The organism is Agrobacterium sp. 6Ca8, from assembly GCF_055382765.1.
Genome location: NZ_AP026435.1, coordinates 334446 through 348109 on the forward strand (window position 1 = coordinate 334446; position 13664 = coordinate 348109).

General features: G+C 58.3%; 12 protein-coding genes. 3 read left to right on the forward strand and 9 right to left on the reverse strand.

Annotated features, from left to right (window positions below; all coding sequences use genetic code 11):
* Window positions 1-8 precede the first annotated feature (8 nt).
* Together ACZ5A6_RS25295 and ACZ5A6_RS25300 are read right to left on the reverse strand one after the other, a co-directional pair.
* Window positions 9-1019, reverse strand: coding sequence for an alpha/beta fold hydrolase (locus ACZ5A6_RS25295; protein ID WP_111790978.1), 1011 nt, complete (start codon window positions 1017-1019; stop codon window positions 9-11).
* 13 nt (window positions 1020-1032) lie between these two features.
* Window positions 1033-2085: a hypothetical protein gene (locus tag ACZ5A6_RS25300; RefSeq protein WP_013637274.1), complete on the reverse strand. Its 1053-nt coding sequence runs from the start codon at window positions 2083-2085 to the stop codon at window positions 1033-1035.
* Between the two features lie 54 nt (window positions 2086-2139).
* On the opposite strand from ACZ5A6_RS25300, the gene ACZ5A6_RS25305 reads away from it, so the two are divergent.
* On the forward strand, window positions 2140-2757 hold the full coding sequence (locus ACZ5A6_RS25305) for a TetR/AcrR family transcriptional regulator (RefSeq protein ID WP_111790977.1): 618 nt from the start codon (window positions 2140-2142) through the stop codon (window positions 2755-2757).
* Between the two features lie 315 nt (window positions 2758-3072).
* Here the strand turns inward: ACZ5A6_RS25305 and ACZ5A6_RS25310 are convergent, their stop codons facing one another.
* Window positions 3073-3879, reverse strand: coding sequence for a GNAT family N-acetyltransferase (locus tag ACZ5A6_RS25310; protein ID WP_019565658.1), 807 nt, complete (start codon window positions 3877-3879; stop codon window positions 3073-3075).
* Window positions 3880-4212: 333 nt separating this feature from the next.
* On the opposite strand from ACZ5A6_RS25310, the gene ACZ5A6_RS25315 reads away from it, so the two are divergent.
* Window positions 4213-6924, forward strand: coding sequence for an ATP-binding protein (locus tag ACZ5A6_RS25315; RefSeq protein WP_236776234.1), 2712 nt, complete (start codon window positions 4213-4215; stop codon window positions 6922-6924).
* A 28-nt stretch (window positions 6925-6952) separates the two neighbouring features.
* Here the strand turns inward: ACZ5A6_RS25315 and ACZ5A6_RS25320 are convergent, their stop codons facing one another.
* From ACZ5A6_RS25320 to ACZ5A6_RS25345, 6 genes are all read right to left on the reverse strand, one after another.
* Window positions 6953-7582 (reverse strand): pyridoxamine 5'-phosphate oxidase family protein, encoded by a 630-nt coding sequence (locus ACZ5A6_RS25320; RefSeq protein ID WP_111790975.1) that lies wholly within the window; start codon window positions 7580-7582, stop codon window positions 6953-6955.
* Window positions 7583-7635: 53 nt separating this feature from the next.
* Window positions 7636-8313 carry an isochorismatase family protein gene (locus ACZ5A6_RS25325; protein ID WP_019565661.1) on the reverse strand — a complete coding sequence of 226 codons (678 nt, stop codon included), beginning with the start codon at window positions 8311-8313 and terminating at the stop codon, window positions 7636-7638.
* 27 nt (window positions 8314-8340) lie between these two features.
* Window positions 8341-9213, reverse strand: coding sequence for an alpha/beta fold hydrolase (locus ACZ5A6_RS25330; RefSeq protein WP_111790974.1), 873 nt, complete (start codon window positions 9211-9213; stop codon window positions 8341-8343).
* A complete protein-coding gene (locus ACZ5A6_RS25335) occupies window positions 9210-9956 on the reverse strand; it encodes an alpha/beta fold hydrolase (protein WP_111790973.1) in 747 nt (248 codons plus the stop codon). The genes ACZ5A6_RS25330 and ACZ5A6_RS25335 overlap by 4 nt, the downstream gene beginning before the upstream one ends.
* A 64-nt stretch (window positions 9957-10020) precedes the next feature.
* On the reverse strand, window positions 10021-10992 hold the full coding sequence (locus tag ACZ5A6_RS25340) for an alpha/beta fold hydrolase (RefSeq protein ID WP_111790972.1): 972 nt from the start codon (window positions 10990-10992) through the stop codon (window positions 10021-10023).
* Window positions 10993-11415: 423 nt separating this feature from the next.
* Complete coding sequence (locus tag ACZ5A6_RS25345; protein ID WP_065689176.1) at window positions 11416-12357, reverse strand: AraC family transcriptional regulator; 942 nt, start codon at window positions 12355-12357, stop codon at window positions 11416-11418.
* 91 nt (window positions 12358-12448) lie between these two features.
* Between ACZ5A6_RS25345 and ACZ5A6_RS25350 the strand changes: the two genes are divergently transcribed.
* Window positions 12449-13426 (forward strand): oxidoreductase, encoded by a 978-nt coding sequence (locus ACZ5A6_RS25350; RefSeq protein ID WP_111790971.1) that lies wholly within the window; start codon window positions 12449-12451, stop codon window positions 13424-13426.
* Window positions 13427-13664 lie beyond the last annotated feature (238 nt).

Consider the following 13664-nt stretch of genomic DNA (forward strand, 5'->3'; position numbering starts at 1 on the left):
TTGATCGATTAGACAGTTGCTGAGACGGCGGCATTCAGGCCGTTCAGGAATTTGATGATTTCGGCATTCACGCGTTTGCGGGCCTCATGATGAGGCCAGTGACCTACACCTTCCAGGCGCACGACATCGACGAGCCCGGGCGCTGTCTTGCGCATCTCTTCCACGGTTGGTGGGACCGGGTGGAACAGTCGGCACAACCCATCTGCATCGCCCCAAATATAAAGCGATGGCTGCTTGATCAGTACGTCCTTGTACGCGGCGAGATGCTCAAACGTCGCCTGCACGCCACGGTACTGGTTCAGACCGCCTCTGAATCCCGTTCGCTGGAACGTGTCGATGTTGTGCTTCACATAGGCTGGATCGGCCCAAGTCGGCAGCACGTCAGGGGCAGGTCGAAACATATTCCGCTTTGCGTCGATGGGGTCCCAGCCGGTTCCTTCGGCGGGTTCGCCCGAGAGCCAATAAAGTGCACTCGGAATAGTCTTGCTGGCATCACGGATACGGTCATCCGTCTCTCGCTTCATCATGTCGAAAGCATAATAGAGATCGCCGAGACCGCGACTGCGTAGCAAGTCCCATGTACTCAGCTCGCCACGCGGCAGGAACGGGATGCCGAGCGTTATGATGCCGTTGAAACGATCCGGTCGCATGACCATCGCCCGTTGTCCGTGGTCGGCACCCCAGTCATGGGATATGATGGTTGCGGTAGGCACCTGCAACGCATCAAGGATGCCAATCAGGTCGCCAACAATTAGGGCCCCGCTGTAAAGTGCGGGATCGTTCGGGGCATAGCTGTCGCCGAAACCCCTCATGTCGAGCGCGATCGCGCGGTATCCGTTTTCTGCGACAACTTGCATCTGGCTACGCCACGTTTCCACAGTGTCTGGAAATCCGTGCAAGAAGAGCACTACTGGACCGCGGCCTTGTTCAACCACATGGAAAGAGGCTCCGTTGGCCTCGATTTGCGAATGGTGTACGGGATGATCCGTGGCGGCTGATGCTTTATGAGTGTGGTTCATTTTCTGCTCCAGGTTATGCTTGATCCGAGCCTTGCAGCGCGTGTTGGATCGGCTCCAATTCAATGACTTCACCGCCTGATGCGCGAAGCCGATCAAAGTATGTGGAGTGGTCGATGAGCTGGGCTGGGAAATAGAGGCCCGGTCGGGGCGTATCGCCCGCGAGACCAGCCAAGCGTTCAAGAACGAGCGCGACACCCAGACCCGTTAGCGGCATCTGCCCCCCGGGATGAACGATCGCGTGACGTTTCCGAAGCTGCTGCCCGGCGTGATCCAGGCCCGAAAGGTTGATAATGATTTCAGTCGATACCGGTCCGCCATTCCGGCGGGTGGAGCTCATTCCAATGGCCAGGTCGAACCGAATATCAGGAGCGCCGGTTGCGTTTGCCAACAACAAGACGTCGTTTGGCGAAAACACGTTCGCGTCCAACTCGGTGCCGTCGATTGCGCGCACCTTCGATCTGGTCTCGGCGCCATGGTACCATCGCCACGCGCCAACCGTTCTCAAAAGAGCGGCAGCACCCGCATACATCTGGCGCTCAAGATCTGCATTCGCTGCAGGTCCGAACGCATCCTGTTCATCGAGCACTGCCTCGATATGAATGTTTTCCAGACGACCAAATTCTCGGGCGAACAAGAGTGACGGTACGCTTGTCGCACCAACGAGCCATTCTGTACCAAGGACGACTGGCGCGGCGGTAGGTCTCTGCATGAATGTAGCAGTTTCCAAGCCCAGCTCGCTTATGCTTGGTGAGATGTTGACGTGCCCAACGCCCAATTGTTGGGCCCAGCGGAGAGCTGCCCCGGTTTTGTCCGTAAAGAGCGTTGCGACCGCCGAGACACGTTGCTCGCCTAGCCCCAGGTCAGAGGCAGTGAGGTCCACTACCACCGCAGACGCGCCGTCGACAGCTGCTGCTGCTCGTATCGCGCGTTGCTCGTCGCGACCGCCAATGAGGATTGGTACATCAGGATATTGCTCACGCAAGAAGCGTGTGGCCCATCGCCCAACCTCGCCGGCGCCGCCGATAATAAGTATTGGGTCGTGGAGACTTCCAGAAGCTTGTAACATCACGATACCTGTGGTTTACTGATTCCTACACATGGTAGGTTACTAAAAGTAGGTATGCAAGTGGAAAAGCAAAAAGCTGCCATCGACAATAGGACTAAAGGCCGACTTTCGAAGTCCGAGAGGCGTCAGCAGCTACTAGAGACGGCGCGCCTGATCGTTCGGGAAGAAGGTGCTGATCGGCTGACACTAGGTCACCTGGCAGTGCGGGCGGGCGTTTCCAAACCTGTGACCTACGAGCACTTCGAGACCAGAACGGGTTTGTTAATTGAACTCTATCGTTGGATAGACACCGAACGCATTGCCGCGTTTCGCACACTTATGGCTCAGGGAAATCGACCGGCGAAAGAGACTATATTGGCTTTGGCTAAAACTTATCTGGCCTGCGGAACCGACCAAGGTGACGAATTTCATGCTGTCGGCGCAGCGCTTGCAGGAAGCGAGGAGAAAGCCAACGTGTACCAAGAGCTAGTCGATGCTGTGATCGAAATGTTCATTGATGTTTTACGGCCTCACTCAAACTTTCAGCCGGAATCGCTGGCATTGGCCTGCGCGGCATTGGTTGCGGCAGGAGACGCGTTGACAAGCGCTGTTACACGGGGAAACTGCTCCGCTTCCGAGGCCGAGGGGGTGTTTTCGAATCTAATTGGAGCTGTGGCCAAGGGTAAAGCGTAGGTAGAGGTGCCGCTTCATATGGCCGAGAGATAGCCGAGTTGGGGAAGAGCATTCGCTGCCGAACTCTTCGGACATATTTATACGAGAAAACACCCAGCGCTGGCTCCTATGATGTCGACCTCCATAGAGCCGTCCTACGGACCGACTGCATCGGGAAGAAAGAAGCGTGCCAATGGTTGAAATCCTCTCAAGAGCCAAGGCATAAGCTTGCAATGTAGTGGCCCCATAAATATCCGTAGAGTCAGTCCCACTAAGCTGCCGAACCAAATCATATTGCTAATGCACGACCTTGGTCCTCTCTCGACAGCAAGTATGTCATAAAATGAAGTTGCTGCGATTATAGATATGCACGAAACCCATTTTCGCTAGATTGGCGTTCGAGATGTTGGCCTTTTCGGCCGATGGCACTTCGGTCTCTACCACGAAAGTCGACACGCCACGGTCTGCGCCTTCCTTTAGACGAGCTTGAATTAGGGCCTTTTGTGAACCTCTATTTCGAAAGCTCGGCACGGTCGTTCCACCGCCGAGCCACGCGAAGGATCCTGAAGCGAACATCGCTCCTGTTCCCACGGGTGTGTCTCCATCCAACGCGTAGAAACAAGACCATCCGTCGCGTCCCACGATTGCTGCCCATAGAGCAGTGAGGCTTTCCGGAAAGCCAAAACCGGCACACATCATGGCGCCGAATACCTCGGCTTCGTCGGGCCGAACTTTTCGTGTTTTCACGGTGCCTGGCGATGGAAGAGGGACCGTGTCCGTGGATCGCCGAAGCTTCGCCCATCCAGGTCCGTAGGCAACCAACCCCTTCGTCTCGATCCACTGTGTCAGCTCGTCCGATGCAGTGTCGGCATTGACTTGTAAGAACCGGTTCCCCGTCTTTCCCCTCATCCAGCTGTAGGCCTTGTCGAGATCTTCACGTGTGGTGAGGCCAAGGATACGGTTGAGGCCGATCGCAGGCGCGCTCGGTAGTGAGATCGTGCATCCACCATTCATGGAAACGCATGCGAACCGCTCCTCGTCCGTCAATCGGCCGCGGGCGGCCTTGTGCAGATCAATGAAAGCTTTGGCCTCAATGGCATCCTCCTGCGTGAGGCAGGGCTGATCAGAAGAACAAGAATCCAACAGAGTACTCCAAAGGCCGACACTTCGCCGAAAGCAGATAACGGAACTGTCGGATTAAAAATAGAACAATTTCATCGGCGAATCCTGCACGCCCGTTTGGGCCAGAAATGCCGTTGATGAGGATTTGCGCCGACTTTGGCGTTGAGTGATTTAAGCGAGCTAGACGATCTTCCAACGCCATCGAAGATCTGCGAAGAGGCCTGGCAACCTTCATCTTGAGCCAGCCTGCGGTGCAACCTGTCTCCATACGCCTTGAAAACTGGCCAGGGCGGTATATCGTTAAATTTTTTAAATTGTGAGAGCAGGGTGTCACACGATCTCGGGTTACAGACATTGTCGAAACAGACCGCTTTCCAGTTTGGAGATTTCCGTTTTCTGCCAGAAGCTCAATCCCTCCTGTACAAGGGGCAACCCGTCGGCCTCGGTGGGCGAGGTTTCGACATTCTGACCCTGCTCGTGGCGCGGGCGGGCGAGGTTGTCAGCAAAGCCGATCTGTTTGCGCATGTATGGCCAGATTATATCGTCCACGACCATAACCTGAAGGTCAATGTCGGCAACCTTCGACGCTCGCTGGCCGAACTTGATCCTACCATGGAGTACATCGCAACCATTGCTGGGCGAGGTTACAAGTTCGTCGCCGCCTTGGAAAGCGATCGCCCGGCGCCAGCCCGGCAAGTGGTTGCCAGCACAAGCCGTCATATCGCGGCACCCCAGGTTCGGCCGCTCCTCGGCCGCGATGAAGCGACCCGGCAGATCTCGGAAAAGCTTGATCAAGCGGGTTACGTCACCATCGTCGGGCCAGGCGGCGCGGGAAAAACGTCTCTTGCGGTTACGGTTGCTGAGCAATCCTGCGGGGCAAACGAAGCCATCGCCTTTGCGGATCTCTCGACGCTGAGCGATCCGCGATTTGTGGTTCCGGCGATCGCGTCTGCCCTCGGCGTGTCGCTTGGGTTTGATGATCCCATCGCAGGCGTGATCGACGTCCTTCGCAGCAACCGGCTGCTTCTCATCATCGACAATTGCGAGCACGTTGTCGCGATGGCCGCGACGATCGTTGAGCGGATATCCGCGGACGTTCCTTCGGCGCGGATCATTGCGACCAGCCGCGAGCCGTTACGGACGCGGCACGAGCAGATTCATTTTCTCTCAGGATTGGCTTATCCGCACCAGACGACGACAATGTCCATCAGCGACGCGCTACAGTTTCCGGCAATCCAGCTGTTCATTTCAAAGGCGTACGGTTTAGGCGATATAAAGCCTACTGATGAATATGTCCGCAGTGTTGTTTCGATCTGCTCACGGCTGGACGGCTTGGCACTCGCCATCGAACTGGCCGCCGGTACGGCCAGTGTTCTTGCACCCTCGGCGCTCGATGACCTCTTCAGGGATGGCTTTGATACGATGAACCGGGGAGCAAGGGATGCACCCTTGCGCCACCAATCCTTGGAGGCGACGCTCGACTGGAGCTATCGGCTTCTTCCTGACCGTGAGGCGGTCTTGCTCGGTCTGCTTTCGGTATTTTCCGGCCGTTTCAACTCCGACGACGTGGAGGCGATGTATTTCGCCGGCGCCCTGGAGCCGATGACCGGGCGAGACGCACTGTCGCAGCTCGTGGCAAAGTCGCTGGTATCAGCGGAATACGACGGCGGGACTGTGCATTACAGACTTGCCGAAAGCACGGGTGCCTATGCCGCGCGGCGTCTTTCAGGTTCCCTCTACAGAGAGAAGGCAAGACGACATTTTGCCGTTCGAACAAAGGACAAGCTGCAGATTGCCGAACGGGATTGGTCGTCGCAGACATCTCGCGAATGGCTCGGCAAATATCGGAGGCAGATCGACGACGTTCGCGCGGCCATCGGTTGGGCGTTTGATCCCGCAGGCGATGCGGCTTTGGGTGTCGAATTGGTGGTCGCTGCCTTGCCGCTGTGGCAAGAACTATCGGCGTTTAGGGAAATGCTGGAGGCCATCGACCTTGCCGGGTCAAACAGCGCTGCCCTCATGGGGCTCGCGCCACTGGGCCGAGCCAAGCTCTCCACGGCTCGGGCCTGGGCCATGACACTGGCGCGCCATATGCACCCGCAAACCGATGATGCTTGGCGCGAAAGCATCTTTCATGCGAACGGGTCGCGCGACGCGGAATTTGAAATACGATCGGTGTGCGGACAGGCCGTTTTTCTGGCCTATTCCGGCCGGCCCCGCACGGCATTGCGCAGCATGAACGAGTTTGCGGCAGCAAAGGCTCTGGACTGGTCGACGGCGCCCGACGGCAAACGACTTTTAGCGCATATCAAGATCTATGCAGGCGAGTTCAATTCGGCATCGGCCGACCTGGAGGCGCTGATGGATGATTGGGGTCACCTGGAGGAAGGGCATGGCTTGTCCAGGTTCCAGGTCGATTTGCCTGCCGGTATTCGTTTCTCTCAGGCATTTCTGTATTGGTTACAGGGTGATTCTGATCGTGCCTCCCGGCTGGCCGGTCAGGCGATCGATCGTGCCGCCGATCTCGATCACATGATCTCCTTGGGCAATGCAATTTCGCTTGCGGCCCTTCCGATCGCTTTCGTGGAGGGTGATCTCGAAACTGTTTCGCGGCTTCAGCACCAACTGGCCGACGTCAGCCGGCGAGAAAGCGTCGGCATTTACGAGGGGACAGCCAAGTTTTTCGCCGGTGCTATCCAGTCCTCTCGAGGTGAGCAGGCAGGCTTTACCCTGATGCAAGACAGTATCAACGGATTGCTTCGGGGGAACTGGCGTGCTCGCGTCCCCTTCTACCGGAGCCTGTTGGCGGAGGCATATCTTGCCGCAGGCGAACTGCAGCTTGCGGAGGATAGTCTGCGCACCGTGCTTGCAGAAACTGGCATACGTGAAGAGCGTTGGTGGCATCCGGATCTTTGGCGCGTTGCGGGAATGATCGCAGCCGGAAACAGTCGGCCCGACAAGGCGATGCGCTATTTCCAGACGTCATTGGATCGTGCCCGCGCCATGGGTGCAGGTGCTGCTACCAAACGGACCCGGCTTGCCATCGATGCAACGGACTTTGGTTGACCTTGCTGCACTCACCCTGGGTTTGTGCTTAGTCTTTTCGTCGCAAGTCGAGGCGCTCCCGCAGTGACGCATTTTCCTGCTCAAGCTGAGCGACCTTGTCCAGAAGATGTCGCGAGGCGGCCAAAAATTCGGCTTCGGTGTAACGCGGCACGATATGCTGCGGACAGTTCCAGTCGAACGCCTCGAGCTTCAACCTGAAAATGCGTTCAGCCTTGGCTCCATAAGCACCATCGGTGATGGCCTCGGTAAGTACCGGATCGGCGTCAAGGGCCAGCTTCTCGGCACGGGCATAGATCTTCAGCCGGGTGCGCGCGGGGTAGTCGATCAGGAACAGGCATGTCCGGTCGTTTTCTGTCAGATTGCCGGTGGTGATATATTGGCGATTGCCGCGGTAATCGACGAAGGCGAGGGTGCGATCGTCGAGGACCTTGAGAAAGCCGGCAGGCCCGCCTCTATGCTGAACGTAAGGCCAGCCTGTTTCCGAAACGGAGGCCATGTAGAAGCTGTCGCGTTGTGCGATGAATGCAGTCTCCTGTGCCGTGAACCGGTCGAATTCGCGGTGTCCCTTGAAGTCGGACCAGAAATGATCCGCTCCCATTTCCGCTTGAGCCCTGCGAACTGAAGGCGTGATCGCGATATCCATGAAACCGTAACTCATATCATATCTCCCTAAAGTGTGCTCTGTTCGCAGGGCGTCGGATGCACAAAGTACTAGATTGCCTCTCTAGCGGCCTGCTGCGCGCGGGCATAGCTCTCGGCCACGGCGGCATAGTTCGGTGCGGCAAGTCCGTAGAGCTTGCCAAGCTCGGCAGCCTCGGGACGCGCCCAGGTGCGGTGAAGCTCAGACAGCAATGCATTGGTCGATGTCGGCTTGACGCCGCCCTGCACGAAGCGGGCAAGTGAAATCCGCGAGGCCATTTCGCTCGGATCCCCCGAGGCATCAAGCACCGCATAGACATCGTAGCCAGCAGCGCGGGCATCGAGCGCCGGAAACATCACACAGACACTGGTCCAGACGCCGGCCATGATGAGAGTTTTGCGGCCGGTTGCGCGAACGGTTGCGACGAAATCGTCATTGTCCCAGGCGTTTACTTCTCCCTTGCGCGGCACATAGTCGGCGTGCGGCGCCAATTCATGGATCTCGGGCATCAGTGGACCATTGGTGCCGGCAGGTTCCGAAGCAGTGGTGATCACCGGGATGTTCAGGAGAGTGGCGAGCCTGGCGATCATCTCCACATTCCGGCGCAGATCAGACACGGATATGTCCTTGACCGTCTGGAACAGCCCCGACTGGTGGTCGAGAAGCAGGATCAGCGCGTCGGAGGGATCGATGAGGGCTGCGCCGCCGCCGGTGGGAAGGACGCTCGGCTTGGATTTGCTGTTATACATGGTCATTTTCCTTTTCTTGGGTTCCAATTAACGGATCAGGTTTCGGGCGAGGAAGTCGTGCATGACCGGGATCATCTCGTCCGCCTTGTCCTCCAGGGCGAAATGTCCCGTATCAAAAAAATGAAGCTCGGCTTCGGGCAGGTCGCGGAGGAAGGCGCGTGCGCCTTCCGGCAGGAAGATGGGATCATTTTCGCCCCACAGGATCAGGGCCGGCGGCTGATGGGCGCGGAAATAGGCGTGGAAGTCGGGGTAGAGCCCGACATTGGTCCTATAGTCGTAGATGATGTCCAGCTGGATGTCCGTGCTGCCCGGGCGGTCGAGGAAGAGCTGATCGTATAACCATGCCGCCGGATCGATCCGCGTCTCATCTTTTGTGCCAGTGAGATATTGGAAACGTGTGCCGTCAAGCGATAGAAAAGGCCGCAGCGCGTCGCGGTTTACCGGGCCGTTGTCGGCCCAGTAAGCCCGCGTCCCCCCCCAGAAATCCCCCATGCCGTCTTCATAGGCGTTGCCGTTCTGGACGATCAGGGCGGTCACCCGATCCGGATGCGCGAGCGCCAGACGAAACCCGGTTGGCGCGCCATAATCCATGACATAGAGCGCGTAGCGTTCGGCGCCCAGCTGTTCGAGGAGACCGGCGATGACATCCGAGAAAGTGGCAAAGCTGTATTCGAATTCGCTGGAAGACGGCATTGCCGACAGACCGAACCCCGGAAGGTCGGGCGCAATCACATGATAGTGGTTGGCAAGCGCTGGGATGAGGTTGCGGTACATGTGCGAAGAGCTTGGAAAGCCGTGCAGCAACACCACGACAGGGGCGCCTTTCTCTCCAGCCTCGCGGTAGAAAATTTCCACGCCTTCAACGCTGGTGGTTCGGTGATGGGTGACGGGCCGGGTCATTGTCCGGCACCTTCGGTCGGCGTTGCGGCCAAGGCGGCTGCTGCGATGAACGCCGCGACGTCCTGCGGGTGCGACAGCATCGCGGCGTGACTGCTGTTGATCTCGGTGATCGCGGCACTCGCACGCTTGGCCATCCGGCGCTGCGCGCTAGGCGGCACCATCCTGTCGGCGGAAGCGACGAGATAGAAGCTGGGTTTGGTCTTCCAAGCTGCGTGGGTAAGGGGTGCTATGACCGCTGCAAGGCCCCAGGGCAACTGTGCCGCCGCCATGAAGCGCGTGGTCGTGATGTCGACATCGGCGGCAAATGCTTCCGGAAAGCTGGCAGGATCGACAACGAGGTAGCCGTCCTGCGGCGGCAGCAACGGTGCCTTCGTTTCGCCGGGCTCTTCCGGAGCTTCGTTCAGAGCCGCGACGGATTCGCCCGCATCCGGCACGAAAGCCGCGATGTAGGCCAAAGCCTGGACTTTCGGGTTGACGCCAGCCTCGGTGATGACGGCTCCACCGTAGCTGTGGCCCACCAGGAGAACCGGGTGGCGAGCTGCGGCAATCAGGCGTTCGGTCACGGCAACGTCGCCTTCAAGCGAGGTCGTCGGGTGTTGAGCGACGAGCACTTCAAAGCCGTGGTCGACAAGTTCGCCATGGACCTGTTGCCATCCGGAGCCATCGACAAATGCGCCGTGCACGAGGACGATCGAGAGGGACGGCGCACCAGCTGTCTGGGTGCCCGAAACGGGATTGGTCATGATCTTTTCCTTTGATGGGGGAAGTTGCGGGGCCGCTGGCCCCGCGGAACGGATTGGCTATCGATCAGTTGCAAACCTTGCGGTCGAGGAAATCCCGGATGAGCGGCGCCATCACATCGAGCTTGTCTTCGAGGGCGAAATGGCCGCTATCGAGAATGTGCATCTCGGCATTCGGGAGATCGCGAAGATAGGGGTGCGCGCCAGGTTCCGGAAAGATCTTGTCGTTCTTGCCCCAGACGATCAGCGTTGGCGGTTGGTTGTCGCGGAAGAAGGCCTGGAATTGCGGGTAAAGCGGTACATTGCTGCCGTAGTCGCCCAGGAGATCCAGCTGGATGTCCTTGTTGCCCGGCCGGTCGAGCAAGGCCTGATCGACGACCCAGTTGTCGGGGCTGATATGTGAGACATCGCCCATTCCGTCGGTATACTGGAATTTCGTGGTTTCGAGCGTAACCAGACCGGCGAGCGCTTCTCGGCGTTCCGGCGTCTTCTCGGCCCAATAGGCCTTGATCGGATCCCAGAACGCGGCAAGGCCTTCGGTATAGGCGTTGCCATTCTGCACGATCAGGGTTTCAACCCGCTCGGGATGTTTGAGCGCGAGCCGGTATCCGATCGGTGCGCCGTAATCCATCACATACATGCTGTAGCGATCGGCGCCGACTTTTTCCGTCAGCTTGTCGACGACGTTGGTCAGGTTCTCGAATGTGTAGGAAAATTTGGTGTGGTCGGGCGCATCACTCTGACCGTAGCCGGGATAGTCAGGCGCGATCACGCGGTAGCGGTCTGCAAGCAGCGGAATGAGGTTGCGGAACATATGGGACGAGGTCGGAAATCCGTGCAGAAGCAGTAGCACCGGTGCGTCTTTGGGGCCGGCTTCACGATAAAAGACTTTTACGCCATCTATCGTCGTGTTTTTGTACTGAATGACGGGAGCGGCTTTCGCGGCGATGACTGGGGTGTTCGGCACGCAGCGGGCTTCAGCCGCAACGGGAGAGATGGCCATGAGAAGTGCGACAGTGGCGAGCAGATGCTTTTTCATGATGCTTTCCTTTTCCAAATTGGGTGCCGATCCACATCAGCGCCTCTGGAAAAAGGACTAGCACCGCCGGTCCTCGGGCCTGGGATAAATAAGGGTAAAAAGTTGAACAGTTGGCCGTCAAAGCACTAACAATGAGCAGCGTGAATGGCTCGATCCAAACGAAAGCCGATCCGTTTAAGCAGCCTCATGGGAAGCTCTCCACGTCTGCGGTTCTTTAAACGACCGATAGCTTTGACGATCATAGAGAGTGTTTTTGCGGTAGAATCAGCGTGATAGGTTCTTCGGTTTGCCGGTTCTGGGTTTGATTCCTGTCAAGGCGTATGATGCGGAGTATGTCCAAATTGAAAGCGGTCGCAAACAATGAGGACTTGCTGCAACGCTGCATCTGCCTGCGCACCAGACCGGCTAGTGGCAAACCAGCAGTCACGACTTGACAACCTCACTCTGCATCTTGTCGCGATAAAGGGAACGGTAACGCGCCGGCGATTGGCCGATGGCGCGGCGGAAGCTGGCGGCAAAAGCGCTGTCGGATCCATAGCCGAGCGACTGTGCAATCCGTGGCAGTGGCTCGTTGCCACGCCGCAGCCGGGCGGCGGCAAGCCGCATCCTCCAGTTCGCGAGATAGTCGATCGGCGGTGCTCCGACGGTGGCACGAAATCTTTCGGCAAATCCGGAGCGGGACTGGCCGGCAAGAGACGCCAGTGCTTCTACCGTCCAGCGGCGCGATGGATCGGCGTGGATGGCCCGCAGTGCCGGCGCCAGACGAGCATCCGCAAGGCCGGCGAGCCAGCCGGGATGCTGTGATGTCTGGCGCGCCATATAGGCACGCAGGACATGGATAAACACCAGACGCAGCAGGTCGTTGCAGGCGACGCGAGCACCCGGTGCTGCGCTGTTCCACTCCAGGTCCAACTGTTCGAGCAGCCAGCCAATCGGTCCGGCCTCTTCGTGGTCAATCACTACAACAGGCGGCAGGGCGTCGGTGAGGAGTGAGCCATCGACGGTATCGAGGTTGACGCTGCCGCCTAGGAGCACGAAATCCCGACCATCGCCCACTGAGACATCGAGATTACCCCCAGCGAATACCTCTGCCGCTGCTATCGGCGTCACGTTGGGATCGCTGCAAAGCGTAAACGCCTTGCCGCTGACCACAAGACAATCGCCGGCTTCAATGCGCAACGGTGCCTCTCCCTCCGAGATCAGCCAGGCAACGCCTTCACGGACTGCATTGAACTTGAGGTAGCCCGGTGGTGGAAAAGCAACAGACCACGCGCCTCCGGCTGCAAAACGCACGGAGAACAGCGCACGCGCATCGATGGCGCTGAGCACGTCGGACAGGGGATCCTGGATGTTTTGGACGATCACGACAGAAATCCGGATCCTGCAGGCTGGGGACTCCGAGAAGCTACCCGATATAGGGGACGGACACCAGAGCCACAAATGAAGGAGTAACAACATGTCCGAACAGAAACCTATTGGATCTCGTTTCAGCGCATCCAGCACGGCGCGCGAGGTTACCGAGGGCATCGATCTTTCCGGCAAGACGGCGATTGTCACCGGCGGCTATTCCGGTCTCGGCGTCGAGACGACGCGGGCGCTCGCTGGTGCCGGTGCTCATGTCATCGTACCGGCCCGCAATCGCGAAAAGGCCGGACGCACACTTGCCGGTATCGACAATGTTGTTATCGAAGCGATGGATCTTGCGGATCCCGCATCGGTTGCCGCCTTTGCTGGCAAGATCGTTGCGACGGGCATGCCGATCTCAATCCTGGTCAACAGCGCTGGCATCATGGCAACGCCGCTTGCCCGTGATGAGGCTGGGCACGAGAGCCAGTTTGCCACCAACCATCTCGGCCATTTCCGATTGGTTGCAGGCCTGTGGCCAGCCCTTGTCAAGGCAAACGGCGCGCGGGTGGTCTCGGTATCTTCGCGTGGCCATCAAATCGGTCCAGTCGATTTCGACGACATTGATTTCAAGGCTCGCCCTTATGACAAGTGGCAGGCCTATGGCCAGGCGAAGACGGCAAATGCTCTGTTTGCGCTTGAACTTGATCGGCTTGGAGCAGGGTGTGGCGTACGGTCATTTTCCTTGCACCCGGGCATCATCCTGACCGATCTCGCCCGCCATCTTACCGAAGACGAGATCAACTCTTTTGATGTCTACGACGAGAATGGCAATCGTCGAGTCGATCCATCGCGCGATCTCAAGACGCCGGAACAAGGGGCAGCAACAAGCGTCTGGGCAGCAACGCGACCCGAACTCAACGGTATTGGTGGCGTCTACTGCGAAGATTGCGAAGTCGCCCTGCCGCAGGCGGAGACGGATGGGACCAGAGGTGTGGCGCCTTGGGCCATGGATCCACAGGCTGCTGAACGGCTCTGGCTGCTTTCTGAGCATTTAACGGGCTTGTCAGTAGGTGATCGTCGAGGCTGAGCGCATATCGGCACACGAGTGATTTGCGGTGTTGTCAGGCGAGGCCTTCGGTCAGTCGAAGGCCTGCTACATCGTGGTCAGTCGGTTTCACGCAGGAGTAAAACAGCGGCTCACCTTCATAAACACTCTGAAGTGTTCGATCCGGATAATGCCTTCCGTGTCTGGGAGATGGCGACCGGGATGGTCGCATCTGCAGGTCGAAACACCCTGTCGGACCTCGACGGCCCGGCAGGGAGGT